20 protein-coding genes are annotated in these 26,992 nt (G+C 46.4%); 9 read left to right on the forward strand and 11 right to left on the reverse strand.

Annotated features, from left to right (window positions below; translation table 11 throughout):
• Nucleotides 1-38: 38 nt before the first annotated feature.
• Nucleotides 39-2,120 carry a polyphosphate kinase 1 gene (ppk1, locus tag ACE3T3_RS00820; RefSeq protein WP_374663108.1) on the reverse strand — a complete coding sequence of 694 codons (2,082 nt, stop codon included), beginning with the start codon at nt 2,118-2,120 and terminating at the stop codon, nt 39-41.
• Between the two features lie 127 nt (nt 2,121-2,247).
• A complete protein-coding gene (gene mtgA / locus ACE3T3_RS00825; RefSeq protein ID WP_374663110.1) occupies nt 2,248-2,922 on the reverse strand; it encodes a monofunctional biosynthetic peptidoglycan transglycosylase in 675 nt (224 codons plus the stop codon).
• A 76-nt stretch (nt 2,923-2,998) separates the two neighbouring features.
• Between mtgA and ACE3T3_RS00830 the strand changes: the two genes are divergently transcribed.
• Nucleotides 2,999-3,814, forward strand: a complete 816-nt coding sequence (locus ACE3T3_RS00830; RefSeq protein WP_374663112.1) for a rhomboid family intramembrane serine protease — start codon at nt 2,999-3,001, stop codon at nt 3,812-3,814.
• 73 nt (nt 3,815-3,887) lie between these two features.
• Here ACE3T3_RS00830 and ACE3T3_RS00835 read toward each other — a convergent pair whose 3' ends face one another.
• Both ACE3T3_RS00835 and ACE3T3_RS00840 read right to left on the reverse strand, forming a co-directional pair.
• Nucleotides 3,888-6,380: an ABC transporter permease gene (locus tag ACE3T3_RS00835; protein ID WP_374663114.1), complete on the reverse strand. Its 2,493-nt coding sequence runs from the start codon at nt 6,378-6,380 to the stop codon at nt 3,888-3,890.
• Nucleotide 6,381: 1 nt separating this feature from the next.
• A complete protein-coding gene (locus ACE3T3_RS00840; protein WP_374663116.1) occupies nt 6,382-7,107 on the reverse strand; it encodes an ABC transporter ATP-binding protein in 726 nt (241 codons plus the stop codon).
• Nucleotides 7,108-7,139: 32 nt separating this feature from the next.
• Here ACE3T3_RS00840 and ACE3T3_RS00845 point away from each other — a divergent pair, with 32 nt between their 5' ends.
• On the forward strand, nt 7,140-7,781 hold the full coding sequence (locus ACE3T3_RS00845) for an arylesterase (protein WP_374663118.1): 642 nt from the start codon (nt 7,140-7,142) through the stop codon (nt 7,779-7,781).
• Between the two features lie 148 nt (nt 7,782-7,929).
• Here the strand turns inward: ACE3T3_RS00845 and ACE3T3_RS00850 are convergent, their stop codons facing one another.
• Entirely contained in the window at nt 7,930-8,544 is a 615-nt protein-coding gene (locus tag ACE3T3_RS00850) for a carbonic anhydrase (protein ID WP_374663120.1), read from the reverse strand.
• Between the two features lie 58 nt (nt 8,545-8,602).
• Between ACE3T3_RS00850 and ACE3T3_RS00855 the strand changes: the two genes are divergently transcribed.
• The 3 genes from ACE3T3_RS00855 to ACE3T3_RS00865 all read left to right on the forward strand — a co-directional run bounded on the left by ACE3T3_RS00855 (nt 8,603) and on the right by ACE3T3_RS00865 (nt 11,069).
• Nucleotides 8,603-8,731: a hypothetical protein gene (locus tag ACE3T3_RS00855; protein WP_374663122.1), complete on the forward strand. Its 129-nt coding sequence runs from the start codon at nt 8,603-8,605 to the stop codon at nt 8,729-8,731.
• Between the two features lie 228 nt (nt 8,732-8,959).
• Nucleotides 8,960-10,021 (forward strand): alpha/beta fold hydrolase, encoded by a 1,062-nt coding sequence (locus ACE3T3_RS00860; RefSeq protein ID WP_374663124.1) that lies wholly within the window; start codon nt 8,960-8,962, stop codon nt 10,019-10,021.
• A 40-nt stretch (nt 10,022-10,061) separates the two neighbouring features.
• Complete coding sequence (locus ACE3T3_RS00865; protein WP_374663126.1) at nt 10,062-11,069, forward strand: hypothetical protein; 1,008 nt, start codon at nt 10,062-10,064, stop codon at nt 11,067-11,069.
• A 49-nt stretch (nt 11,070-11,118) separates the two neighbouring features.
• On the opposite strand, the gene ACE3T3_RS00870 is transcribed toward ACE3T3_RS00865, so the two are convergent.
• Nucleotides 11,119-13,179 (reverse strand): TonB-dependent receptor domain-containing protein, encoded by a 2,061-nt coding sequence (locus ACE3T3_RS00870; RefSeq protein ID WP_374663128.1) that lies wholly within the window; start codon nt 13,177-13,179, stop codon nt 11,119-11,121.
• Nucleotides 13,180-13,346: 167 nt separating this feature from the next.
• Entirely contained in the window at nt 13,347-13,985 is a 639-nt protein-coding gene (gene nfuA / locus ACE3T3_RS00875; protein ID WP_374663130.1) for a Fe-S biogenesis protein NfuA, read from the reverse strand.
• Between the two features lie 158 nt (nt 13,986-14,143).
• Here nfuA and ACE3T3_RS00880 point away from each other — a divergent pair, with 158 nt between their 5' ends.
• Nucleotides 14,144-14,761, forward strand: a complete 618-nt coding sequence (locus tag ACE3T3_RS00880; protein ID WP_374663132.1) for a rhomboid family intramembrane serine protease — start codon at nt 14,144-14,146, stop codon at nt 14,759-14,761.
• A 187-nt stretch (nt 14,762-14,948) separates the two neighbouring features.
• Here the strand turns inward: ACE3T3_RS00880 and ACE3T3_RS00885 are convergent, their stop codons facing one another.
• Nucleotides 14,949-15,242 carry a hypothetical protein gene (locus tag ACE3T3_RS00885; protein WP_374663134.1) on the reverse strand — a complete coding sequence of 98 codons (294 nt, stop codon included), beginning with the start codon at nt 15,240-15,242 and terminating at the stop codon, nt 14,949-14,951.
• A 669-nt stretch (nt 15,243-15,911) separates the two neighbouring features.
• Between ACE3T3_RS00885 and ACE3T3_RS00890 the strand changes: the two genes are divergently transcribed.
• Nucleotides 15,912-17,456, forward strand: a complete 1,545-nt coding sequence (locus ACE3T3_RS00890) for a hypothetical protein (protein ID WP_374663136.1) — start codon at nt 15,912-15,914, stop codon at nt 17,454-17,456.
• 153 nt (nt 17,457-17,609) lie between these two features.
• Here ACE3T3_RS00890 and ACE3T3_RS00895 read toward each other — a convergent pair whose 3' ends face one another.
• A complete protein-coding gene (locus ACE3T3_RS00895) occupies nt 17,610-19,232 on the reverse strand; it encodes an inorganic phosphate transporter (protein WP_374663138.1) in 1,623 nt (540 codons plus the stop codon).
• A gap of 487 nt (nt 19,233-19,719) precedes the next feature.
• Here ACE3T3_RS00895 and metH point away from each other — a divergent pair, with 487 nt between their 5' ends.
• Together metH and ACE3T3_RS00905 are read left to right on the forward strand one after the other, a co-directional pair.
• The gene (metH, locus tag ACE3T3_RS00900; RefSeq protein ID WP_374663140.1) at nt 19,720-23,409 is read left to right on the forward strand and encodes a methionine synthase; all 3,690 of its coding nucleotides are present in this window, start codon (nt 19,720-19,722) and stop codon (nt 23,407-23,409) included.
• A 425-nt stretch (nt 23,410-23,834) separates the two neighbouring features.
• Nucleotides 23,835-24,230 carry a hypothetical protein gene (locus tag ACE3T3_RS00905; protein ID WP_374663142.1) on the forward strand — a complete coding sequence of 132 codons (396 nt, stop codon included), beginning with the start codon at nt 23,835-23,837 and terminating at the stop codon, nt 24,228-24,230.
• Between the two features lie 91 nt (nt 24,231-24,321).
• Here ACE3T3_RS00905 and ACE3T3_RS00910 read toward each other — a convergent pair whose 3' ends face one another.
• On the reverse strand, nt 24,322-24,684 hold the full coding sequence (locus tag ACE3T3_RS00910; protein WP_374663144.1) for an endonuclease domain-containing protein: 363 nt from the start codon (nt 24,682-24,684) through the stop codon (nt 24,322-24,324).
• A gap of 181 nt (nt 24,685-24,865) precedes the next feature.
• Complete coding sequence (locus ACE3T3_RS00915; RefSeq protein WP_374663146.1) at nt 24,866-26,980, reverse strand: 3'-5' exonuclease; 2,115 nt, start codon at nt 26,978-26,980, stop codon at nt 24,866-24,868.
• Between the last annotated feature and the right edge of the window lie 12 nt (nt 26,981-26,992).

Here is a 26,992-nt window from a genome sequence, read left to right on the forward strand (position 1 = left end):
GTATTCAATCAGCTTGATTTTTTACTGATCAAACCCTGTTATTTAATCAGATTCAGCAGAATGCGCTGCGCATTATGCAGTTCTGCGCCTTCCTCCGCCTGCACCCGCACCCAAGTGCCGTCGCCCTGCAGCTGCCAAGCCTGCTGATTATCTTTAAGGTAGTTGACCAAGCCTTGCTGATAAATCCGTTTTTTCAGCCCCGTATCCTCAATTGGGAAGCACGCTTCTACACGGTTAAACAGGTTGCGGTCCATCCAGTCGGCGCTTGAACAATAGATGCGGGCATCACCGTTATTGCTAAAATAATACACGCGGGTATGTTCCAAGAAACGGCCGACCACAGAACGCACCCGGATATTTTCCGACAGGCCCGGCAGCCCTGGACGCAAGCAGCAAATCGAACGGATAATCAGGTCAATCTGCACGCCGGCTTGCGAGGCTTCATACAGCTTATTGATCAGCTGCACTTCGGTCAGCGCATTCACTTTCACAATGATTTGCGCAGGCTTGCCCGCTTTCGCATTGGCAATTTCATCATCAATATAATTCACCAGCTGCGCATGCAGGGTAAAAGGCGCATGAAGCAGTTTTTTCAGCTTCGCCATTTTACCCATGCCTGTCAGTTCCTGGAAAATACGGTGCACATCTTCGCAGAGATCCTTATCGGTCGTCAGCAGGCCGTAATCGGTATAAATGCGCGCATTGCCGGCATGGTAGTTGCCGGTTCCCAAATGCACATAGCGCACCAGCTTATTGTTTTCACGGCGCACCACTAAAATCATTTTGGCGTGGGTTTTATAGCCGACAATGCCGTACACGACGACTGCGCCCGCTTCCTGCAGCACATTCGCCACCGCGATATTGGATTCTTCATCAAACCGCGCGCGCAGCTCGATCACTGCCGTGACTTCTTTGCCGTTGCGCGCCGCTTCCGCTAGCACTTGCACAATTTCAGAATCTGCGCCGCTGCGGTATAAGGTTTGCTTAATCGCCAATACCTGAGGATCGCGTGCGGCTTCACGCAGCAGGTTAATCACCGGCGCGAAAGATTCAAAGGGATGGTGCAGCAAAATGTCCTGCTTCTGCATCGCGCTGAAAATATTCTCAGACTTTTTCAAGACTTTTGGAATAACCGGCGTATGCGAGTCATAACGCAAATGCGGACGTTTAAAATTAGACAGCAGGCGCGCCAAATTGACTGGGCCATCGACCTTATACAGCTGCTCTTCGTCCAGATCGAATTCGTCCAGCAGATAATCATAGATATGCTTTGGACAGTTTTCAGTGACTTCCAGACGCACCGCGCGGCCAAACCGGCGTGAGTTCAGCTCGCCTTTCAGCGCTTTAGCCAAATCTTCCACATCTTCATTCAGCGCCAAATCGGCGTTGCGGGTGACACGGAATTGATAGCAGCCTGTTGCCGTCATGCCTGGGAATAAGTCAGAGACATGTTCATGAATAATGGCGGACAGCATCACATGATGCTCTTTGCCGCCTGTCAGCTCATCCGGCAGGCGCACCACGCGCGGCAATGAGCGCGGCGCAGGCACAACCGCCAAATCTATCTGACGGCCAAAGGCATCTTTGCCTTCCAGCGTAATAATAAAGTTCAGGCTTTTATTGACCAAGCGCGGGAATGGATGCGCAGGGTCTAAGCTGATCGGCGTCAAAACCGGCGCGACCTGTTCCTGAAAATATTTTTTGACCCATGCCGATTGCGCCGGTGTCAGTTCACCGCGGCGCAAGAAGCAAATATCTTCCTCGCGCAATTTCGGCAAAATCTCTTCATTTAAAATACGGTATTGGCGCTCAATTGCGGCATGCGCGGTTTCAGAAATTTGATCCAAGACCTGCTTGGGCGTTAAACCGTCTGGGGTATGGCTTTCATTGCCCAGATCCAGCTGCTCCATCATGCCGGCAACGCGGATCTCAAAAAACTCATCTAAATTGCGGGAAAAAATCAACAGGAAGTTCATGCGGTCCAGCAGCGGATGCAAAGGATCGACCGCCTGCTCAAGAACACGCAGATGAAAATCTAAAATCGAAAGCTCACGGTTAATATAACGATCATTATAAGTATATTCTGCGGGTATTAGAGAAGCGTCAGCTGCCGTATTCATGTCTAACCTATGATTTTTGAAAGTGCGGTGCATATCTTTTAGTATGCTTCAAATTTATGACAATTTCATAAAAAAAGCCTAGAAAACCAGGCTTTTTTTAAGCATAAGGACAGTGCAAATGCGGATTTTAAGGAATATGGCTGTAACGCATATATTTTTGAATCATCCGCTTGCGGTATTTTAGCTTGGCATCGCTGCGGTGGTCTTGATAATACTTCGGATTCGGCAAAATCGCGGCCAAGAAAGCTGCCTGCTCACGGCTTAAACTGCGTGAACTCTTGCCAAAATAATGCTGCGAGGCCGCTTCTGCCCCATAAATATTATTTCCGAACTCCACTGAGTTCAGATAGACCTCTAAAATGCGCTCTTTCGACCACATGCGCTCCATCATCCAGGTCGCTACAGCTTCTTGGCCTTTGCGAACAAAGGAACGCTTATTGTATAAAAACAGATTTTTTGCCAGCTGCTGGGAAATGGTCGATCCGCCGGCCACTACCTTGCCTTTATCTTTATTGCGCTCCAGCGCGAACTGCATGCCCGCCCAGTCAAAACCGTGATGCTGCAGGAACTTTCCGTCCTCGGCTGCAACCACTGCATGTTTTAAATAATCACTGATTTGGTCATAGTCCCGCCATTGATGCTTAATCGGTTCCGAAGGATCAGACCAATAATCAATCCGCATCATCATGGTGGTATCTACAGGATGCGTGCGCCACCACGCTAAGCTGGCAAAAATCCACAGCTGAACTAAAAGCACCAAACTGACAAGAATAAGTAGAGTACGGACAAGAAAGGCTTTCATGTCAATCAGATGCTCCTGAAAATTGCTTTTTTCATGTTAAGCTTGTTATTAAATCAATAATGACCCAAAGCATAGCATGTCAGAACTTCATCCACCGCAGATAAACCGTAAACTGGAAATTCAGCTTTGGTGGTTTACCGCTTTCATGATTGCGGCAAATGTCGGGCTATTTGCTTGGCAAGTCCTGCATGGCATGAACATCAGCAGCCCGAGCACCGCTGATGCAATCCGCTGGGGTGCTGATTATGCGCCTTTAAGTTTTTTAGCGGAACCATTTCGCCTTGTCAGCAGCATGTTTTTTCATTTCGGCATCATCCATCTCATGCTGAATATGTGGGCGCTGTATATTTTCGGCAGCATTGCGGAACAGATGCTGGGCCGCGCGTATTTTATCGGCCTGTATTTTTTAACCGGCATCAGCGGTTCACTGCTCAGCGGCTATATTTCCATCCAAGACAGCTATGAACTCCTGCGCATCGGCGAAGCCAACCGCGCGCTGCTGCCCAGCGTCGGCGCGGGCGCATCTGGCGCGGTGATGGGGATTGGCGCAGCGCTGACAGTGCTGTCGCTGTTTCCGGTGCTGCCGCAGCAGCGCTTTCTGCTGGATAAAAGAACCTTGCTCAGCGTCATGGGCATCAACTTAGCCATGGGCTTTATGATCAGCGGCATCAACAATGCGGCCCATATTGGCGGCATGCTCATGGGCGCTTTCTTGGCGGCCGCTTGGTATGCCGGCGCCAAAATGCAGCGCAGCGCGCTGATCAACCCCATCAGCCTCTTGATCGGCGCAGCGCTGTGCTGGTTTGCCTATCAATACTGCCTGTCTTTGGTGGTGTATATTCAGCCGCTGTGGCAAGAGCTGGTGAATATGATGAACAGCGCAATCCGCTAAGCGGCATAAACCGGCTGACACGCCAGCACCGCCGCCCTCAAAACACAATCCTATACGCTGCCGCCGGAATGAATCACTGATTCATTTCGCGCAGGCTTTGCAAAGGCGGAATATCGCTTAAATAGCTCAGGCGGTAGCGTCCAATCAGCGCGCAGAGCAGCGTCATCAGCACCGGCAGAATCAGCCAGATTTCCCCATGCGGCTGAATGGCCAATTCCATTCGGTAGCTGGCAATCGCGCTGATGATTTCTGCAAATAAGCAGGACACCACGCCTGCAATCAGCCCCATAAAGCCAATTTCCAAACTCAGCATGCGTTTCAGCTTCTGTTTGGAACTGCCGAATGACCGCAGCAGCGCTACTTCCCGCTTGCGCTCATCCATCAGCAGATTCAGGCAGGCGATCAGCACCAAAATACCGGACAAAGCCACCAGCACGGCCAAAATGGTAATGATCTGCACCAGCAGGCTGACGATGCGCTTGACCTCATCCAAAATTAAAGTCACATCAATAAACACCGTATTGGAAAACTGCTGAATCAGCTGAATCAATTGCGGTTTTTCCGCAGGCGGCACATAAAAGCTGCCCAGATAGCTGCCGGCATTTTCATCCATGCTCTTCGGTGAAAAAATAAAGAAGAAGTTTGGACTGAAACTCTCCCACTCTACACTGCGCAGATTCACCACTTTGGCTTGCAGCAAGCCCTCAGGCAGGCTGAAAGTCAGGCGGTCGCCAATATTGATGCCCAGCTCCGCCGCGGTTTTGGCTTCGACTGAAACTTCATTGGCATGGCTGAATTTGACGGCCCCGCTGACAATTTGATTGTCCGCAGGAAAAGCGCTGGCTTGAGTCAAATTCAATTCACGGCGTAAAGAATTGTTGTTCTTCAGCAGCTCATCACTAAAGGGCTGATCATTTTTCGCCACCAAACGCCCGCGGATATTCGGGTACAGCGGCGTGCCCTTCCAGCCATGCGCATCCAGCTGCTGCTGAAAAGCAGGCATGTCCATAGGCGGCAAGCCATACACAAACTGATTCGGCGTGCCTGCCGGCAGCTGCTGCTGCCAGCGCTCCAGCAGATCGGTGCGCAATACCGCCAGCACAGTAATCAGGCTCAGCCCCAAGGCCAATGCGGTAATTTGAAAAGCGGTTTGATACGGCGTGCGCACATAGGCGGAAATGCCCAGCTTGAGATTGCGGATGAATTTCAGCAAGGCCCAGATAAATGCATACAAGACTGCACACAAGACAATAATCGCGCCGATGACCCATGCTGTCAGCATCAGGTTTTCAGTGAGCACCACGCTAAACAGCACCAGACTGGCCGTCCCTGTCAGCAGCATCCACAGCATGGACTGCACCGGTTTCTCCTGCTGGCGGATCACGCGGATAGGCGCTGTATTCAGCAATTGCCATAAACTTGGCAAGACAAAACCCAGCAAGACCACCGCACTGGTCAGCATGGCAATCGGCAGCGGTCCCAGCAGCATATCTGCTGCCGAGAAAGCCACATTCAGCTGTGGAATCAGCTCAAGCATCAGCTGCAGCAGCCCATAGCCCAAAGCAATGCCTGCGGCGCTTCCCAAAACGATTGCACAGCCAAACACCACGGCCAGCAATGACAGATAGGCCCACAGGATTTGCTGCTTGGATGCCCCCATGCAGCGCATCAAAGCAATATGGTCCTGATTTTGCTGCACATAGCGCTGGCTGGTGAGTGCGATGGCAATCCCGCACAGAAAGATAGTCAAAATATTCGCCAGCTGCAAAAAGGTATCCAAATTGGCAATCGGCTTCATTAAGCGGGTATTGCCTTCACTGGCATTTCGCAGGCGCAGGCTGCTTTGCGCATCGGCAGAAGAATCATCCGCGGCAGCCCCAGCAGCAGGCATCCCCGGTCTATCCGGATGCTGCTGTCTAAACTGCTGCTCAAATTGCCGGGTTTGCGCAGGAGCGCCAGCCAGCAGCAAGCGGTATTCAATGCGGCTGCCCGTCTGCACGGCATTGGTTTTGGCCACATCCTGCTTGGAAATAATCACTGTCGGTGAGAAACCGCTGAAACCCAGCTCTTGATTGCTGTCATGGATAATCTGCGCTGTCACTTTAAAGCGGCCATCGGCAATCTGCACACTGTCGCCGATTTTCAGATGCAATAGATCCATGGCGCGCTGGCTCAGCCAAATTTCCCCGGATTGAATCTGTTTGGCTGCGGGCGTTACGCTCAGCTCACCGCGCAGCGGAAACCGGCCATCAATGGCTTTGACATTCACCATGACAAACTGATCTGCTGTATGCGCCATGGTGCCAAACATTGTGACTTCGGACTGCTGCAATTGGAGCTGCTGCGCGCGTTCTTTCCAAGGCTGCGCAATCGGTTGATTGTCACTGAGCACCAAATCGCCCGCCAGCATTTCCGCGGCTTGCAAGGCAACGGCATTTTGAATCTGCGCATTGCTGAACTTTAATGCGGTCGTTGCGCTGATGGCTAAGGTCAAGGCGATCAGCAGCAGATAAATGCCGGTGCTTTTAAAGCTCTGCCTGAGCAGCGGATGGAATAATGGATTCATTTCATCCTCCGTGCTGATGTTCAGTCAGCTGGCCGTCCGCCAGTTCAAAATGGCGCTGGCACTGCGTCGCCAGCTTGGGATCGTGCGTGACCAATATCAGTGTGGTGCCCAATTCACGGTTCAGCTGAAACAGCAGCTGTTCAATGTCTTTGGCGGTCGCGCCATCCAAATTGCCTGTCGGCTCATCTGCAAAAATAATCTGCGGCTCGCTGATCAGCGCGCGGGCAATCGCAACACGCTGCTGCTCTCCGCCAGACAGCACTTTCGGAGTTTGCAGCGCCTGACGCGCTAAACCGACTTTTTCCAGCAAGGCCAGCGCTTTTTGCTCTGCTTCGGCATAGTGAAAATTCGGATGCAGGCGCAGCGGCAGCATGACATTTTCCAGCGCGCTGAGATGCGGCAGCAATTGAAAAGACTGAAACACAAAACCGATATGCTTTAAGCGCACAGCCGCGCGCTGTTCTTCATTGAGCTGATCAACCGCGTGCCCGCAGACCTGCAGATGCCCTGCGCTGGCTTGATCCAAGGTTGCCAAAATCCCCAGCAGGGTGGACTTGCCAGAACCGGAACGGCCGGTAATGGCCACTTGCTCACCGGCAAAAATATCTAAATCCAAATTTTCAAAAATGCAAAGCTCTTTAGAACCCAACGCTATCTTTTGCGTCAATTGCTGTGCAGAAATAATGGCTTGTGGCATGATGGATAAATCAGTCGAAATTTGGCTCATATTTTTCCTATCTACAGGTCTAGCAGATTCTTATGCAAAGTTTGATACAAAAACGCGGTCTTAAAATTCGAATATGTTGTTTAACGGCTGCTTTAGGCATAGGCCTGTTCCCCATGCTGTCCAGCGCAAAAACCATCATGGTGCTCGGCGACAGCTTAAGCGCCGGCTACGGCATTCAGCCGCAGCAAGGCTGGGTGCAGCTATTGCAAAAACGCTTAGACCAACAGTATCCGAAAGCGCATAAAGTGGTCAATGCAAGTGTGAGCGGCGAAACCACCAGCGGCGCTTTGGCGCGCCTGCCGAAACTGCTGCAAACGCATCAGCCGCAAGTGGTGGTGATTGAACTGGGCGGCAATGACGGCCTGCGCGGACAGCCGCCGCAAATGATGCAGAAAAATCTAGCCCAGCTGATTCAGCAAAGCCAAAAAGCCAAAGCAAATGTTGTGGTTTTCGGCATGAAAATTCCGCCGAATTATGGCACGGCCTACAGCACCGCCTTTGAAAACAGCTATAAGCTGGTCAGCCGGCAATACAACGTCAAACTGCTGCCTTTCTTTTTAGAGGGGGTCGCGGGGCATAAAGATCTGATGCAGAATGATCAGATTCATCCCAATGCCAAAGCTCAGCCGATCTTGCTGAACAATGCCTACCCGCTGATTAAAAGCGCGCTTTAATGCATCGTGAGAAGTTCTTGAGCGGATTGAATGCCTATCACTGAACCATGAAAAAGCTAGACAATAAAAAAGCTAGATAATAAAAAACCAGGCAATAAAAAGCCGGCATATTTGCCGGCTTTTGCAACATGAAAATCATGCTTAAAAATTAGAAATCGAAGAACGTTACTTTGCCGGTTTCCAAAGAATACTCAGCGCCGACCACTTTCAGCTTGCCTTGAGCAATCAGGTTTTCCAATACCGCAGAGCCGTGGCGCAGCTGGTTCACAGACGCAAATACATTTGAACGCACAGCATGGATTGAAAGCTTGTCCAAATCATCTTTCAATTCTGTCTGTAAAAGAATTTCAACCGATGGGCGCACGCGGTTCACAATCGACATTAAGTTTGCCGATGGCGGAGATGCTGGATTGGTTAAGGCTTCAATAGTTGAATGAATCGCGCCGCAGTGCGTATGGCCCAAAACAATCACCACCGGACAGCTGAAACTGTCGGCTGCGAATTCTACGCTGCCCACTTGCGACGGCGCGACAATGTTGCCGGCAACACGGATCACGAATAAATCACCCAGGCCTTGGTCAAAAACCATTTCTGCTGGAACGCGTGAATCGGAACACCCCAATACAATCGCAAATGGTTCTTGGTTTTCCGCCATTTCTGCACGCTGCTGATGCGTCAAAAGCTTAAGGTGCTGCGTTTGGCCATTTACGAAACGCTCATTCCCTTCTTTTAAGCGATCTAAAGCTTCTTCTGCTGTTAGCATGATCTTCTACCCTGGTTTGAAGTTGAAATATTTTAATCTTCTGCCCGTTGAATGTCACTTGCAAAAACAATTAGGAAAAGTTTTTTCTGAGCCTGCTATTTTGACTGCCGAAATTTCAGCCGCCAGTTATGCAGAACGACTGCTATTTCCAGCAAAGATAAAAGATCCGTACAAAAAGATGAGCTAAAATGCCAAAGCATGCGATATCTGCAGAATATTTTTGTTTATTTTCAAGATGCAGCGCACACTTTATTTCAGCTCGACTAACCCGGTCATAAAGCGCAGTGTGACAAACCAAATATTTAATCTACAATGTTCTTCAAGAAAGTTTCCATTAGACGAATGCGCTAATTCAAATAATTCTTAAATAAATGAAATAACAAATTATGCCGTATTTTAGGGGTTACATCAGTCAATGAAGGGACTACATTCGACTTTCGGCCGCGCTTTAAAGTCAGCCAGCTTATGCGGACTGCTGCTGTGCGCGCACAACAGCTTTGCAGCAGGCAATGCTCCTTCTGCGGCGCAGAATTTTGCTTCAGGATCGGCAGCCAATCCAACGGCAATATTGCAGAATTATTTAGTGCAGGAACGCAAAGCCGCAGGACTGGTCTCTAAAACGGTGCAAATCGGCAATATCACCTGGAGCTACAGCGAAGGCGGTTCACGCGCGAATCCTTCCATTCTGCTGATTCATGGCTTGGCCGGCAACCGCGATAACTGGAACCGCGTTGCGCATTATCTGACGCCGTATTATCACGTGATCATTCCAGACTTGCCGAGCAATGGCGATACCAAAGTCCCGGCAAATTTTGATGTGTCTGTCCCCAATGTCACTGAGCAGCTGCGCCAGTTTGCCGAAAAAATGGATATTGAAGACAAGCTGAATATTGCCGGCCATTCACTGGGCGGTTCGATTGCGACGGTGTACGCGGCGCAATATCCTTTTGATACGCAAAGCCTGTTTCTGCTGAACAGCGCGGGCATTTATAAGCATGCGCTGACGCCGTATACCAAGAATCCATCTTCACTTAAAGAACTGATTGTCTCTAAGCCCGGCGACTTCGACAGCGTAATGCATCAGCTGATGCAAAACCCGCCTGCGGTGCCTTTTAAATTAAAACAGGCGCAAGAACAGCACCTGATTGCGCAAGCGGCGCAAACCAGCAAAATGATTGATCAAGTGGTGACCATGAACCGGATCTATACGCCGGATAGCTTTGCCCGCCTGACCAAAGCAGTCGAAGCGCCGACCCTGATTCTTTGGGGCAAGCAGGACAAAATCATTAATGTTGAAGCGGCGAATGAACTGAAAACCTTATTGAAACGCGCTGAAGCTCCTGTCATTCTAAACAATGTCGGCCATGTGCCGATTATTGAAGCTGAGCAGGAAGTTGCAAACCATTACTTGCCTTTCCTTGCAAAAAGCCAAAAGTTTAAAAATCCGCTTACGGATAAACTTATTCCTTTAAACTAATTGCCCTCGTTTGCCCGCAAACAGGCTTTACCAGGACAGCATGCAAAAAAATCCTATGATTGAGCAGCTTATTGATGCTCATCTTCAATTTTTAGAGCAGACCTTTGCTCAGCCAGACCAGACGCAATCCGAATTTTTAAGTTTTTATCACTGGTTCCGAAAGCAGCCTTTACAGCAGCTGTGGACCTTTGAGCAAATTAATGCGCTGATTCAAAAACAGATTCTGCAAACGCCCGCCAGCGGTTTTCTGATTGAGCAAATTGCTGAGCATATTAAATTTGCGCTGATTCATCCGGCCAATGATACTGCCAAAATTGCGGACATCATTCCTGTACTGACCATTGATAAAATTGCGCAATACGTGGCCAGCAAAAGCGGCCACCGCCAGCGCCTGATTAAAACCGTGGTCAACAACCCAGCCTTTTCGGCGATGATCAGCCAGCTGATCCAGCACTCGATTCAGGATTATTTAGACAATTCGGTGATTGCCAAAAGCGTGCCCGGCGTTTCGCGCTTTATGAAAATGGGCAAGTCAGTGCTGGAAAATGTCACCGATACCAATTTGGATGATGCGGTCGGCAAATATCTGCAGAAGAACATCCTCAAGCTCAGCCAAATGAGCGAAACGGTGCTGAATCAGCATTTTGATGACCACAAGCTGTATCATTTTCAAGCCAATTTATGGCACAAAATCAAAGGCATGCCGGTTTCCGTCCTAAAAAACTATATTGAAGTGCAGGATCTGCCGCAAACGGTGAGCATGGGCGCAGAAATTTGGGACTTTATCCGTCAAAGCGATTACTTAAAGCAGCAAGTACATGATGGTGTCTATGCGTGGTATATCCGCAATGCCGAACGCCCTTTCGACCTGCTGCTGCGTGATTTGAATATTGATGAAGCGCTGATTGAAACTGAACTGCAAGGCTTGCTGAATCCAGTCATTCAGCAGATGATCAGTTCGCAATATTTGCGGGAACGCGCGCGGCATTATTTAGCGCAGTTCTATTATTCTGCAGAGGCATTAAAAATTTTAATTGTCTCTGAATAAATTCTGAACAATAAAAAAAGCCGCGTCATGCGGCTTTTTTTATTGCAGATCAGAATCTAATATTCATGCCTACAGCATATCTTCGGCCATCCAGGACAATATCATATTCACTATTGGTAATTTCTTTATTTGCAAGGTTATAGACGCCTGCAGTTAAGCTCAGTTTTTCACTCGCTTTATACACTGCGCCTGCATCAACAGTGCCATAAGCCGGTGTGCCGCTGCTCATCGATGTACGGCTTAAATAATCGCTGGTTTTACCGCGGTAGTTATAATCCATCCAGGTATTCCAGCGCTCTGAAACATCATAATCTACACCGGCATTCAGCATGTGTTTGGGCATTTTATTTAAAGGCTGGCCTTTAAACTCACCGCTTTTTTGCTCCGAATCCGTATAGGTATAGCTCGTGCTCAAACGCAAGTGATCAAGCACATCATAATCTAAAGCGAATTCAACGCCTTTCATTTCAGCTTCTGCAATGTTCTTCATTTGGCTGACAAAACGGTAGGGTTTGCCGTTCGCTGAACATTTCCAGTCCTGAACAGGTGAGCTGTTTGTTGTTCCTGGAGTTTCGCACAAACGGTCTTCTACGATCTTATCTTTAAAGTCTGATTTAAAGACTATGAAGCTGCTGCTTAAACCCAGCTCCGGATCTGAAAAATTCAAGCCTAACTCGTAACTGGTGCTCTTCTCTGGAGACAAATCAGGATTGCCGATAATCACGGCGCTGCCTTTGCCCGTCCGGCTGCCAAAACCTTCAGAAATTTGGCTAATCGTCGGCTGCTTGTAGCCTGTGCTGATCCCGCCTTTAAACGTCAAGACATCATTGAAATGATAGATGCCATAAATTCGCGGGGTGATTTCCCCGCCAAAATATTCGTCTTTATTGTATCGGGCGCCGAGCGTCAACGCGAAATCATCCGTAATGTTCCACTCATTCTCTGCGTACAAAGCAAAGAGCCAGCGGTCAAGCGTGGTCAGGCCCGTCACGCTGGCCAAGCCATTGGTGGTATCGGTAATTTTTTCTGTTTGATATTGACCGCCCGCAGTCAACGTATGATCCCCCAAGAAGAAGGTACCTTGCGTATTGAATACTTTAAGGTCTTCTTGTTTTTGATCGGCCACTGCCCCGCTATACACTTTTTTAGTGGTTTCGTCTTGGTAGTATGAATCGATATTGAATGTATCGTATTGCGCTTTATGCGTTAAGGTATACATCTCTTTTTCATTTTCATTGGTCGATGCTTGAGTATCAACACCCACACTTTTGCCCAGTGTTGTGGTGTACTGCTGGCCCGTGAAATCATAGCGCAAGCCAATATCATTGTGCTGATCGACATTCCAAACCAATTCAGTGCCTAACTTTCTGATTTTCTTTTCAGATTCACTGGAACCTGATTTTTGCCCCTCCCCGCCAATATAGTCACTTTCATCATTGCCTTGGAAATTGCCGTCCAAGCTTAATGACAATTTGTCTTTAATTAATGGGCCAGCGGCATAAAAACCAACGCCATAGCTGTCATTGGCATAGTCATTATTTGATTTTGTGTATTCTGGAGAAATGCTGCCATGCCAATCGCTTGAAGAGGCTTTTTTGGTAATGATGTTAATGACGCCGCCCATGGCATCTGAACCATACAGTGATGACATTGGGCCGCGAACCACTTCAATACGCTCAATCATGTCGATTGGCGGCAAATACGCGCCAATTTTCCCACCATCTGTACCATTGCCGTTCACTGTTCTGCCTGCGCTGACAGGACGTCCATTAATCAGATATTTGGTATAGCTTGCGCCCATGCCGCGAATGGTGATTTCTTTATTATTGCCGCCGCCCTGAACAGAGACACCCGGCATGTTTTTTACCGCATCAATCACGTCGGTATATGATTTTTTTTGCAGCTCTTCACCAGTGATCACTGAGATTGACGCAGGAGCATCCGCAATATTTTGCTCAAAACCGCCCGCAGTTGTAACAACAATGGTTTCCAGCCGAGTCACATTGCCCTGCTCTACTTGATTGTTTTGATTGTTATTTGCCTGAACAGCGGCGCTCATAGCCGTCATGACTGCGCCGGCCAAAACAGATTGCAATAAGGGTTTATTCATATACAAAGGCCCAATAAATAATGGAGAAATAAAGTAAATTTATGGACAGATATTAACAAATAACAAACATAATGCAATTAATATTGATAATTATTATCATTTAATAGTTTTAAGCAAGCAAAAAAATAGCCTCTGCAATAGAGGCTATAAGCGATATCAAACGCGTCTTATTTGAAATAAGCGCCTTCAGTATTGCTGTGATCTGTTTGGTCAACAACACGTGCAAGTTCAGGCACATGCTGTTTCAGCGTGGTTTCTACGCCTTGCTTCAAGGTTAAGTCAATAGAAGAACAGCCTTGGCAGCCGCCGCCGAATTTCAGCACAGCAGTTAAGCCGTGTTCTTCATCTTCAACCACTTCCACCAATGCGCAGTTGCCGCCGTGACCTGCCAAGCCTGGATTAATTTCAGACTGCAGCACATACGTAATGCGCTCTTCTACAGAAGCATCCGGCCCTACACGCGGCACTTTAGAGTTCGGCGCACGGAACGTCAGCTGGCCTCCAAAACGGTCTTTATTATAATCAATCACCGCATCTAGCAGATAAGGGATAGATGGCGCATCTACAAAAGCAGGAAAATCTGGATAATCCTGTTTGTAATCTGTCGGTACGACTTCTTCAGGCGCACTGTAAGCCATACAGCATTCAGCACGCGGTGTACCAGGATTTTCAACAAAAATACGAACACCAATGCCCGGCGTGTTTTGCTTTGCCAATAAATCTTTTAAATACTCTTGCGCATTGGGTGTAATCAATAAATTTGGAATCTCTTCTGCAGCTGCAGTGCTGGCATTTTCAGTCGACATAACAATTTTTCCTCATGCTGAAGCCGCTATTTTAACTGAAGATGCGGGCCAATACGAAAAAATCAACCAAAATTGTCGGAATTAAATTGAAAGTTAACGCTTGACCTGCATTTAGTGGCATTATGCATCTTAAATATTGATCAATAGACCAACACCTTATGCTGGATTTACCCATCAATCATACCGTGACAATCATTATTATTACGGTCATTGTTTCGTTCCTTGCATTTCAAAATCAGAACATCATGAACCGCCTGATTTTCTGGCCGCCGGCCATGCAGCGCGGGCAATATGACCGCTTTATCACCCATGGTTTTGTGCATGCCGATGGCGCTCATCTTCTATTCAACATGATTACCCTGTTCTTTTTCGGCAGCGTGATTGAGTCTTTTTACCGCCAGTATTTTTTTGATTTGGGCTTTGTGCTGTTTTATTTGGGCGGTCTGATTGCCGCCATTATTCCCAGCTATTTGCAGCATAAAAATGATGCGCGCTGGGCCAGCCTAGGCGCATCCGGCGCAGTGTCTGCGGTGCTGTTCGCCTATATTCTGTTTGAACCGTGGAAACTGATTTTTGTCTTCTTCATTCCTGTGCCAGCCATTATTTTTGCGGTGCTGTACGTGGCTTACAGCATCTGGTCAGGCAAACGCGGCAATTCAAACATTAATCACAGCGCGCATTTATGGGGCGCAGCCTACGGTGTGATTATGACCATCATTATTGAACCGCGCCTGCTGCCGCATTTCTTGAACAAACTGGCGCAAATCCCGTTTTAATTGCATCTGCATCGAAAAAAAGAATTCTCCAGTGAATTCTTTTTTTTATTTATAGGCATTCAAACAGGATGATCAGCAGCTGAAGCGCCAAACGCTATAGTATTTTTAAATGCGCAATCGCCTATGCACAAACCTATTCGGCCGCTTTGCGCCCCTACTCATCGTTCTAGTAAGTCAAATTCACCGATCAAACGTCCACATTTTCCAGCAAGGCCCCATGCTCAAAATGCCAGTTGCGCTGATAAGCAGACACAAACTGCGCAATAAACACCGGCGCCCGGTCAAGGGCGGATTTTTCTTTGAAATGCCCTCGCTCTTTGGCCCAGTCGTAGCAGCTTTCATTCAATGGATATTCCATCAGAATGCCACTTAAATCATTGTTTTGAATCCAGCGTTCTGCTTGAGGATAGCTGGAGAATACTGCTGAAGCAAAACCGGATTTTTGCCCTTTGAAGACATACACTTGATTTGAGTTATTCATCATCAGCCCCCTAAATAAACTTCAAGGATTACATTCACAATAAATGAGACACGCATCACAATTCAATATGAATTTGCGACTAATATTAACAACTTGTAAACAGCAATATCCTGAGCAATTGAATCATCGATACTCCGGCGCATTCCTCTATTGCTTTGCTTGGTTGCAACGCTTCAATCAAGGGCTGCTGAAGCTAGGGCTTGGCTTGATCTTGGTCTGACTTGATTTTTGAATGCTTTAAACACGCTTTAGCGCATCATCTTCCGCGCTTTGCTGCAATTTAAATCCCGGCAGCCCAAAGTGAAGTTTCATCGGCAGAGCACAGTGCAGTCAAGGCACAGCCCCATCGGGCCAAGGACAATATCTTCCAGCACACCGCATCAAGCCAAAATCCGTCTGTCAAAGATGCAAACCGATTGCTTTGCATAGCGATGCAGAGGCCTGAACAGGCGCAGGTTTAAACCGCCCCCATGGATGCTAAACAACCAGAAAAAGACTATTCCATACAAGCTCCGAAGGTATGCAGCAGGATGCTTCGGCGACTTTTTCCGGCTCATTTCTTATAAAGAATTGCCTAAATTTGGCAGTTTATGCCAGCCCACAAATTAATTTGGCATAGATAATGTATACATATGTATAGCAATGATTCGATCACGTGAGATATTTTGCATGTCCAGTTCTTTAGACGGTCTTCAATTTCCAAACCCATTTCAAAAGCAAAAGCCCAGCACCTCAAAAACAGGACGGGATATTATTGCAGAAGCCTTGGCCTGTGTAGATCACAGCACGTCGCTTCAAGCATCTCAGGAAAAAAACTGGCGCAAGCAATACCCAAAATATTTTAAAGCACTGGTGGAGCATGGCATTCAGAATAGCCAGAACCCGATTGACATTGCGCAAGCCGGCTTGAATAAAGCTCACCAGACATTTGAATTTTTCCGCAACGGCGAAAAGCATTTACTGAAAGATGTCATGCAGCTGGACGCTCAGCCGCTGCACACCATTAAGCTTAAAGGCGAAAGCGAAACCGCGCCTGAGTGGTATGTGCCCTATCATGGCCAAAAACTGCAAGGCGATGCGCTGCTGGCGCAAATTCAAAAATGGCAGGATGACGGCATTGTAGAGCCGAGCCATGCGGATGCCCTGCGCGAAGCCGTTGCTCATCCAGAGTGGTTTGATCTGTCTGACCGCACCATGGTGCTGTTTGGAGCAGCCTCTGAAGCTGGCCCATTAACCTGGCTATCTAAATGGAAAGCCAATATTGTTGCAGTTGATCTGCCGAACAGCCGGGTCTGGGGCAAAATTTTAGATATCGTGCAGCAAGGCAACGCAACCTTATATGCGCCCTCTGCAGAAGCGCTGTCTGAGCAGACCGAAACGGCGGTGTTAAAAGAAAAATTAGGCGCCAATTTATTGACGCAAATTCCGGAAATTGCCCAGTGGCTGGTAAGCAATGAACACCAATTGGATTTGGCCGCGATTGCCTATTTGGACGGCGAAAAGCACGTGCGGGTTTCGATGGCGATGGATGCCATCATGCAGTACGTCAGCGCGCAAAAAGCCAATACCAGCCTGATGTATATGTGCACGCCTACCGATGTGTATGCCGTGCCTGAAGAAGTCATCCGCGCCTCGGCAGACAAGTTCTCGCAGCGCTCGAAAGCCCAGCAGCTGCTGAGCTCAGGCATTTCAGCCCTTTCGCGCCAGCACTTTTTCAAGAAAAACCTGCACAGCCTGGCGCCTTCTGACAATGGGCAAAAATACGGCATTGCCGACTGCTTGGTGGTCGAACAGGGTCCGAACTATGCTCTGGCCAAACGCATCCAGCAATGGCGCGCAACCTTGGCCCGCCAGCAAGGACAGCGCGTCAGCATCAATATTGCGCCGTCCACCACCACCCATTCGGTCACGAAAAATCCGCTGCTGAAAGCGGCTTTTAATGGCGCCAGCCTGTTTGATGTTGAAGCCTTTAAACCTGAAACCACCAATGCCATTATGGCGGCGCTGTGGATTCATGACTTGCGCAATCCAAAATCAGCAGCCAATCCGGAAGTCGAATTAGAACATCCGCTAGAGCTGATGATGGAAGGCGCAAACCATGGCGGCTTATGGCGCGTGGCGTACTTGGCGCGCACTGCGCTGCCTTTTGCCGCAGTCTACGGCTTTGCCGCAGAAAAACTGCCGAAAGGCTTAATGAAAAAGTTTCAATCTTAATGCGCTGACGGCCTCAGTCCTCTCCTGCTCAGAGAGGACTTGGGAGCGCCGTTCAAAATAACGGCATCATTTAGACAGAGGCGTCCTTCAAAAAAGCCCAGACATAAAAAAACGCTGCTCATGCAGCGTTTTTTATTGGAAAGCCTGATGCCCTTAAGCAAAAACTTTCAGAAGAATCCAGTACAAAGCGCCTGATAAACAGATGGTTGCCGGCAGGGTAAAGATCCACGCCGATAAAATCGTCCGCACCATTTGCAGGTTGAGGCCTGATTTATTCGCCACCATAGTACCCGCCACCGCACTGTTTAAAACGTGTGTGGTCGAAACCGGCATGCCTAAGCCATCTGCAGCAGCAATGGTTGACATCGCCACAAGCTCGGCAGACATCCCTTGACCATAGGTCATATGGTTTTTACCAATACGCTCACCCACCGTCACCACAATACGCTTCCAGCCCACCATGGTGCCTAAGCCCAATGCCAGCGCAACAGCGACTTTCACCCACGTCGGAATATACTGCAGGAATGAATCCAAATTGCTGCGGTATTCTTTTACAGTTTTCTTCTGTTCAGCATTCAGCGCCGGCAGCTGATCGGCTTTATCCAAACGCTTGAATGCTGTTGTGCTCAGGTACATGTCATTGCGGATCACTGAAATTTCTTTTTCAGGAATCTGATGCACATCACCATACTGCGCCACGCGCTCACCCAAATGATCAGTCAAACTGGCCAAAGCAGGCACAACCTCAGGGTTGGCTTCTTTGGTTTGAATATATTTGGTGATCACTGCACGCGCTTTTTCATCTGGAATATCGGCATGCTGCGCATAAATTGCAGTCGCAGTCTGTTCAGAAAGCTGATGAAAAGACTGAATATGCTGGTTGTCTAAATTCTTATTTAAAGAATATGCCAGCGGAACGCAGCCGATCAAAATCAGCATGATCAGGCCCATGCCTTTTTGACCATCATTTGAACCGTGCGCAAAACTGACACCCGTACAAGTGAAAATCAAAATCGCGCGGATCAGCGGCGGCGGCGGCTTATTGCCTTCAGGCGGATGAAACAGCTCCAGCTGTTTTCTGAAGATTTTTTTCACCAGCAAGAACAGAACCGCAGCAAATGCAAAGCCAATCAAAGGAGAAAACAGCAGCGCTTTACCCACTTTCAGCACTTGTTCCATATCCACACCGCTGGCGCCAGCGCCGGCATGCAGAATATAGTTCATGATGCCGACACCCAAAATCGACCCGATCAACGTGTGTGAGCTGGAGGCTGGAATCCCCAAAAACCAAGTGCCGAGATTCCATAAAATCGCTGCAATCAGCATGGCGAAAACCATGGCGAAACCTGCGCCAGAACCGACATTCATAATCAGTTCTACCGGCAGCAAGGCAATAATGCCGTAAGCCACGGCGCCGCTGGCGACCATTACGCCAAGAAAATTACAAAAACCTGCCCACATCACAGCGACAGGCGCAGACAATGCGTTGGTATAAATTACCGTTGCTACAGCATTGGCTGTATCGTGAAAACCATTCACAAACTCAAAACCGAGTGCAATAAATAAAGCTGTTCCCAATAAGATCATGGAATAAAGACTTAATGCGGGAACGTGTGCCAAATCAGAAGTTAATTGAAAGCCGATATAAATCAGCGTCGAAATAATGACCGTCAAAAATACCGGCACAAAAAATTTCGGTGTAGGCACATGAACATTCGTCGACTTAACTGCAGTCGAGGGTTGTGCTGAATCTACGGGAGTTTGATTAGAATTCATGCAAGCAGGAATGGAGGATTTAAGAATCCCCATATTGTTCAGTTAAATTGTGACAATTATATGACAAAGCGCTGTCATATAAAGCAGTATTTCATCCCTTATTGCATCTGTTTTCGCATTCCCTAAACCCAATTATTCTAATTTTAAAGATATTTATCAGCAACTTAAAAACAAAGCAAGACTGCGTTCAGGCCGTCTTTTGAAATATTTCAATACTGAATTTTTTGAAATATTTCTGTCATCATTGCTGCAAATCCTCTGCCGGTGAATATGATGACGCATCATTGCTGCAAAATCATGAACTGAGAAATTTCCCCAATTCTGCATAGCGCAGCGGCCGTCCGGCTGCAAAAATGGACGCGTTAAATTCCACCGAAGCACGAAAGTGATCAAACCGGCCCTGAAACTGGTCATGAATATCAAAAAAATGAACTGAATTCTGTTAATATATTTGCCGATTTTATATTCCATCGGATCGGGGTTATTTATGTCCACGCTTACCACCCTAAAAGAGCTGCTCGCTCAACGGATTCTGATTATTGATGGTGCGATGGGCACCATGATTCAGCGTCATAAACTCGAAGAAGCTGACTATCGTGGTGAGCGTTTTGCAGATTGGGCATCCGATCTCAAAGGCAACAATGACCTTTTGGTTCTGACGCAGCCACAGATCATTCAAGGCATTCATGAAGCGTATCTTGACGCTGGTGCAGACATCATTGAAACCAACTCATTCAATGGTACACGCGTTTCCATGTCAGATTACCACATGGAAGATTTGGTTCCGGAAATTAACCGTGAAGCCGCACGTCTTGCCAAAGAAGCTTGCCAAAAATATTCAACTCCAGACAAACCACGTTTTGTGGCAGGTGTACTTGGGCCGACATCGCGCACTTGTTCAATTTCACCAAACGTGAATGACCCTGCGTTCCGTAACATTACTTTCGATGCACTGAAAGAAAACTATATTGAAGCGGCACATGCCCTGATTGAAGGCGGCGCGGATATTCTGCTGATCGAAACCGTATTCGATACCTTAAACTGTAAAGCGGCAATTTTTGCAGTCAAAGAAGTCTTCAATCAACTTGGCTACGAATTACCATTGATGATTTCAGGCACCATTACCGATGCTTCAGGCCGTACCTTAACCGGTCAAACCGCGGAAGCCTTCTGGAACTCCGTGCGTCATGGTGATTTGCTGTCGATTGGTTTCAACTGTGCGCTTGGTGCAGACGCAATGCGCCCGCACGTGAAAACCATTTCCGATGTAGCCGATACTTTTGTTTCTGCCCATCCAAACGCGGGTTTACCAAATGCCTTCGGTGGTTATGATGAAACCCCAGAACAAACAGCAGCTTTCTTAAAAGAATTTGCTGAAAGCGGCCTCATCAACATCACAGGCGGCTGCTGTGGGACCACACCAGATCACATCCGCGCGATTTACAATGCCGTTAAAGACATCAAGCCACGTCAAGTGCCTGAAACTAAACCTGCATGTCGTCTCAGTGGTTTAGAACCGTTCAACATTACCAATGAATCGTTATTTGTGAACGTCGGTGAACGGACCAACGTGACTGGCTCTAAAAAATTCCTGCGTTTAATTCGTGAAGAAAACTTTGCCGAAGCGTTAGACGTTGCACAGCAGCAAGTTGAAGCCGGTGCTCAGGTCATTGATATCAACATGGATGAAGGCATGCTGGATTCAGAAGGTGCAATGGTGCATTTCTTGAATCTTGTGGCATCTGAACCTGAAATTTCTCGTGTGCCAATCATGATTGACTCATCAAAATGGGAGATCATTGAAGCAGGCTTGAAATGCGTGCAAGGCAAAGCTGTAGTGAACTCAATTTCCTTGAAAGAAGGTTATGACGAGTTCGTACATAAAGCGCGCCTATGCCGTCAGTATGGTGCAGCCGTGATTGTCATGGCCTTTGATGAAAATGGTCAGGCCGATACCGCTGCGCGTAAAAAAGAAATCTGTAAGCGTTCTTATGATGTCCTTGTCAATGACGTCGGCTTCCCTGCTGAAGACATTATCTTTGACCCGAACGTATTTGCGGTGGCAACTGGTATTGAAGAGCACAACAACTATGCTGTGGACTTTATTGAAGCAACGGGCTGGATTAAACAGAATCTGCCGCATGCGATGATTTCAGGCGGTGTGTCCAACGTATCGTTCTCATTCCGCGGCAATGAACCTGTACGTGAAGCGATTCACTCAGTGTTCTTGTACTATGCCATCAAGCAAGGCATGACCATGGGGATTGTCAACGCAGGTCAAATGGCGATTTACGATGATATCGACAAAGAACTTAAAGCTGCGGTTGAAGATGTCATCCTGAACCAAAATCAGGGTGAAAGTCATCAAGATGCCACTGAAAAACTGCTTGAAGTTGCGGAAAAATACCGTGGTCAAGGCGCTGCGCAAAAACAAGTGGAAGACCTTGAATGGCGTAAGCAATCGGTAGAAAAACGCCTTGAACATGCCTTAGTGAAAGGCATCACGACATTTATTGATGAAGATACTGAAGAAGCGCGCTTAAAGTCTGTACGTCCTTTAGATGTGATTGAAGGTCCGTTAATGGACGGCATGAACGTGGTCGGCGACCTGTTCGGTTCGGGTAAAATGTTCCTGCCGCAAGTGGTGAAATCTGCCCGTGTGATGAAGCAAGCGGTGGCATGGCTGAACCCGTTCATTGAAGCTGAAAAATCTGGCGGTCAGTCTAAAGGTAAAGTACTGATGGCGACCGTAAAAGGCGACGTACACGACATTGGTAAAAACATTGTTGGCGTGGTCCTCGGCTGTAACGGTTATGACATTATTGACCTCGGCGTGATGGTCCCTGCTGAGAAAATTCTGCAAACGGCTATTGATGAAAACGTCGATATTATCGGTCTGTCAGGTTTGATCACACCGTCATTGGATGAAATGGTCTTCGTTGCTAAAGAAATGCAGCGTAAAGGCTTCAATGTACCGCTCTTGATTGGTGGCGCAACGACGTCTAAAGCGCATACTGCCGTAAAAATTGACCCGCAATATTCCAATGATGCGGTGATTTACGTGGCCGATGCGTCACGTGCGGTAGGTGTGGCAACGACATTGCTGTCGAAAGAAATGAAGCCGAAGTTTGTGGAAGATACCCGCGCTGAATATGAAAAAGTGCGTGAGCGTATTGCCAACAAACAGCCGAAAGCAGCCAAACTAACTTATGCAGCATCAATTGAAAATGGCTTGAAAATTGACTTTGCAGCCAATGCGCCTGTGAAGCCAAACTTTATTGGTACGCAAACGCTGACCAATTATCCGCTTGAAACATTGGTCGATTATTTTGACTGGACACCGTTCTTCATTTCGTGGAGTTTGGCAGGTAAATTCCCTGCGATTCTAAAAGATGAAGTGGTGGGCGAAGCAGCAACTGACTTGTATGAGCAAGCACAGACCATGCTGAAAGACATTATTGACAATAAACGTTTTGACGCACGTGCAGTGTTTGGCATCTACCCTGCTAACCGTTCAGCAGCGGATTCAGTTGAAGTTTATGATGAAACTGGCGCAACCGTGACGCATACTTTTGAGCATATCCGTCAACAGTCGGATAAAGTCACTGGTAAACCAAACTTATCATTGGCTGATTTTGTCGCAACTAAAGAGCAAGCGGAAGACTGGTTAGGTGGTTTCACTGTGTCTATCTTTGGTGCAGAAGAAATGGCGAATGAGTACAAGGCCAAAGGCGATGACTACTCTGCGATTCTGGCGCAATCTTTGGGTGACCGTTTTGCCGAAGCCTTTGCGGAGCATTTGCATGAGCGCATCCGTAAAGAGTTCTGGGGCAACCAAGCGTCTGAAACTTTAAGCAATGAAGAATTGATTAAAGAGAAGTATGTCGGTATCCGTCCTGCGCCGGGCTACCCTGCTTGTCCTGAGCATTCTGAAAAAGCGTCACTATTTGACTGGTTAGGTTCGACCGACAAGATTGGTACGCAATTGACCACAAGTTTTGCAATTTGGCCACCTTCATCTGTCAGCGGTTTCTACTATGCGAACCCTGAAAGCCAATACTTTAACGTGGGCAAAATTGCAGGTGATCAGCTTGAGGATTATGCGAAGCGTAAAGGCTGGACTTTGGATGAAGCGAAACGTTGGTTAGCACCAAATTTGGATGATTCGGTTTCTTAATTGAATCATACCTAATAAAAAAAGCCCTCTTAATGAGGGCTTTTTTTATTTCTTAATCTCCCCTAACCCCTCTTTTTCAAAGAGGGGAATTTTTGCGTATCAAAAGAATTACGTGACAGCTCCTCCCTTTATTAAAGGGAGGTTGGGAGGAATTAGTAATTGACATAACAAGATAAATCCTATAGCTTCATAGGGAGTTTAGACACTACAGTCTCATAAGAGCTGAATATTGATGAATATTAATTTAGAGTGATTCTAATTAATAAGGGTTTGGTAACCGATATCAATTGGGCATTTTACATACGTAAATGCAGTAGTGCCTCCAACGTAAGAACATGGTCTTATCCGGAGTAATTTCAAATCCCATGTATCCGTAAATCGATAGCCAAAACGAGCTACGGCATTTAAAACTTTAAGGAGTTTTTATGCCTGTTCGTCAGACTGCGCTAAAAGAACAAACTTTATCTCAATATAAAAACCATTCTTACGAATTTTTATTACTTTCCTGGCTATTAAGTGATGGTTGGGACGCAAGTATGCCAAGTTTAGATATCTATGCTAAAACCGACATTCAAATTTTAGATGGCCGTACTCTTTATCGCATTCAAGTAAAAAGCTTAGATTCTGCGAATGATAATATTGTTGTAGAAAATAAATGGGATGATGCTGATATTGATTATATTATATATTTTTCAAGAAATGCTGATTGGGGCTATATCGTTCCCGCATTTAAAGAACGAAAAAGGAATTTAAAAGCTACAAATCACATTCGCTTTCATCAACATCCAACCAATTTTCTAAAAGCTTTTTCAAAATCTTAATCCCTCCTAACCTCCCTTTAAAAGGGGAGGAACACCGCAAATCCAACACCACATCAAATTTGCGGAAAGTCCCTCTTTTTTAAAGAGGGATTTAGGGAGATTCTTTAAGACAATAAAGATAAATAGCCTCAAGCACTACATCAATCTCATTTAAAATCTGTAAATTATCAAACCTCAAAACAGTCAATCCAAGTTGAGCCAAAGCCTCATCTCTCACCCGATCAGCGTCTAAACCATCATCTGTATAATGTTGACTACCATCACACTCAATCACTAAGTTTACAGCTGGGCTGTAAAAATCTACAATGAAATTTAAAATCGGTTTTTGACGATAAAACTGAAGTCCTAAAATCTGCTTGCCACGAATCCTCGACCACAAAAACTTCTCAGCCTCAGTCATATTGTTACGTAAGTCACGAGAAGCTTGTTTTAAATTTTTATTATAGGGTTTCATTATTATTCTCATTTTTAATCTCCCTCCACAACCCTGAGCCATCTATAGCACAAAATAAAAGAGAGGGATTCAACATAGAAAATAAGTGTACTCAAAAACTCCCTAATCTCTCCCCATTAATCAGAAAAATTGTTTTCTTACACCAACATCAGATTTTCTTAAAATAAGAGGTTACTAAACCTCACTCCACCAACCTTAATTTCTTCAACCTCGCCCGAATCCCACCCGCTTGACGATTGTGCCGTTTTGCAATTTCCTTAATCGACAGTTTCTCATCCATAAAAGCATCTATCAAACGGACTTCTTCATCCTCAGTCCATTTCTGCCCAATCATGGAATCATTTGCAGTTTCAATATCTTCTTCTAAAAGAACCTCTTCAGCTTTTTCAATACTGACTTCTACTGGACTCTCTGCAAGCTCAGCCAAATGTGCGGTTTGCTCATAAATTTCTTTCACATCTGCAAGAAAGCCTTTATTTTCACAACCTAAAATAAACAGCTTATTCTGTGCGCGTGTCATCCCCACATAGGCCAGTTTACGCTCAGAATCTAAGTCTCGGTTTTCCCCTAGACGTGGCATATAATCTAAGCCAACAAAAAACACATGCGGAAACTCCAAACCTTTAGAAGACTCCACATTCATAATTTTGATTGAGTTTTTATTTAAATCTAAAGCTTTTTTATCTGCACTGCTAAAAATGAATTCAGCTTCTGCATCAGGCACATAACGATTTAACTTTGCTTTCAATTCATTCACAAAAATATCGTATTCCGCAGATTTTGCCTGTAAAACTGCAATATCCCGCGGCTCAGTTCCTAACTTTAATAATTGTCGGATTTTTCGGGCAATCAAATCTGCTAAATGACGGACATCATTTTCATGATAAATGCTTGGATATTCTCCTGTTTTACACTCGCCCGTATCGGGGTCTAAAACACGGTCATATTCATCACTATTTTGTAGACTATCTAAAAGTTTAGGGTTCAAAAATGCTTTGGCAATATCTAAAATTTCTTTGGTATTGCGGTAACACTTATACAACTCAACTGGTTTTTTACCCTGTACCTGCAATCCTACCGAACGCCAGCTTGGTTTCTTACGGTTAAAAATATTCTGCGCTGGGTCATAGCAGAACAAAATATTATTGGTTTCTGGTTTGACCAGTTTAGACAAGCCAATAATCCATTCCTGAGCAAAATCCTGCCCTTCATCAATTAAAATGGCATCAAACTGTTTCTTTTCAGCAAGGCTATCTTGTTCTAGATAATCCAATAAGATTTGCCCAACACGGCTGTTATAGTCTGACTGCTTTTCCTGCGGCAGCATGGATAAATTGGCGCGGGTCAGCTGCTTCACCAAAGCATGAAAATTAAGGACTTCTATTTTGTCATTGAAGTCATCGCCAAACATCTGACGCAAGTGATTGCATAAGGAATTGTTATAACAGACCACCAATATTTTATATTCGGGATTGATGGTTTTTAAATATTTGGCGCGGCAGGCCAAAACCAGCGTTTTACCGCTGCCCGCCACACCTTTTAAAATACGGTGTCCATCACCGATATTTTTCGCAATGGATTCCTGTGATAAATCTAACGCCTTCACCTCTTGCGGCTCAACAGCAAATAGCTCGTCCTGCTTGAATTCATTCACACGAATTTCAGGAAAAATCATATAACGCAGCAGTTTTTCTTCAGCAAAATTCAGAGGCTCAAATGGAAAAGCCACCTCCTTAAATGCATGAATCAACTTTTGCTTAAAAGTTTTATTTTCAGCAATTAAACGTAAATCATCTTTATAAATGGTTTTATGTTCGGAGCTAATTGCAGGGAAACTCAGCCCAATATCATCTGCTTCTTCTTGCTTTAATTCTGTATAAATCACGCAACTGCTGATTGGAAATTTCACATTGCCCTGATAAGGCCCGCTGTTTTGCAAAAATGCCGCGGTCTTTTTGAATTGATTCAGAATATTGAGCATGCACTTGCGTACCTGCAATTCTGGGTTCTGCACTGAAACCGTTTTATGGTCATTTTTAAGGTAGAAATTTCCAGTAAATGTTTCTGGATTCAGTGTTTTAAATCGTTCTTTGGACCAGTCTTTAACTTCAATGACCAGCAAACCATGATTCGGCAGCCAAACGATGAAATCGGTATAACGGTTTAAGGCCTTAGGCTCATGCCAGATAATGGCATTTTCATCTTGAAACACATGTTCAAGCAATTGATAGACTTTACGCTCTCCGCTGCTGGCTGATTTTAATTGTTGTATGCTTGGGGGAATCAGTTCAGCCACGTGTATGTCTTC

The organism is Acinetobacter sp. (assembly GCF_041919735.1).
In the GTDB taxonomy this organism is placed as follows: Bacteria; Pseudomonadota; Gammaproteobacteria; order Pseudomonadales; family Moraxellaceae; genus Acinetobacter.

Excerpts from the sequence above, each read along its gene's own strand:
- ppk1 (WP_374663108.1), bottom strand. The coding sequence starts at position 2,120 with ATGAATACGGCAGCTGACGCTTCTCTAATACCCGCAGAATATACTTAT.
- mtgA (WP_374663110.1), bottom strand. The coding sequence starts at position 2,922 with ATGAAAGCCTTTCTTGTCCGTACTCTACTTATTCTTGTCAGTTTGGTG.
- ACE3T3_RS00880 (WP_374663132.1), top strand. The coding sequence starts at position 14,144 with ATGCTGGATTTACCCATCAATCATACCGTGACAATCATTATTATTACG.
- metH (WP_374663140.1), top strand. The coding sequence starts at position 19,720 with ATGTCCACGCTTACCACCCTAAAAGAGCTGCTCGCTCAACGGATTCTG.
- ACE3T3_RS00840 (WP_374663116.1), bottom strand. The coding sequence starts at position 7,107 with ATGAGCCAAATTTCGACTGATTTATCCATCATGCCACAAGCCATTATT.
- ACE3T3_RS00895 (WP_374663138.1), bottom strand. The coding sequence starts at position 19,232 with ATGAATTCTAATCAAACTCCCGTAGATTCAGCACAACCCTCGACTGCA.
- ACE3T3_RS00885 (WP_374663134.1), bottom strand. The coding sequence starts at position 15,242 with ATGAATAACTCAAATCAAGTGTATGTCTTCAAAGGGCAAAAATCCGGT.
- ACE3T3_RS00850 (WP_374663120.1), bottom strand. The coding sequence starts at position 8,544 with ATGCTAACAGCAGAAGAAGCTTTAGATCGCTTAAAAGAAGGGAATGAG.
- ACE3T3_RS00910 (WP_374663144.1), bottom strand. The coding sequence starts at position 24,684 with ATGAAACCCTATAATAAAAATTTAAAACAAGCTTCTCGTGACTTACGT.
- ACE3T3_RS00830 (WP_374663112.1), top strand. The coding sequence starts at position 2,999 with ATGTCAGAACTTCATCCACCGCAGATAAACCGTAAACTGGAAATTCAG.
- ACE3T3_RS00905 (WP_374663142.1), top strand. The coding sequence starts at position 23,835 with ATGCCTGTTCGTCAGACTGCGCTAAAAGAACAAACTTTATCTCAATAT.
- ACE3T3_RS00860 (WP_374663124.1), top strand. The coding sequence starts at position 8,960 with ATGAAGGGACTACATTCGACTTTCGGCCGCGCTTTAAAGTCAGCCAGC.
- nfuA (WP_374663130.1), bottom strand. The coding sequence starts at position 13,985 with ATGTCGACTGAAAATGCCAGCACTGCAGCTGCAGAAGAGATTCCAAAT.
- ACE3T3_RS00870 (WP_374663128.1), bottom strand. The coding sequence starts at position 13,179 with ATGAATAAACCCTTATTGCAATCTGTTTTGGCCGGCGCAGTCATGACG.
- ACE3T3_RS00890 (WP_374663136.1), top strand. The coding sequence starts at position 15,912 with ATGTCCAGTTCTTTAGACGGTCTTCAATTTCCAAACCCATTTCAAAAG.
- ACE3T3_RS00865 (WP_374663126.1), top strand. The coding sequence starts at position 10,062 with ATGCAAAAAAATCCTATGATTGAGCAGCTTATTGATGCTCATCTTCAA.
- ACE3T3_RS00835 (WP_374663114.1), bottom strand. The coding sequence starts at position 6,380 with ATGAATCCATTATTCCATCCGCTGCTCAGGCAGAGCTTTAAAAGCACC.
- ACE3T3_RS00845 (WP_374663118.1), top strand. The coding sequence starts at position 7,140 with ATGCAAAGTTTGATACAAAAACGCGGTCTTAAAATTCGAATATGTTGT.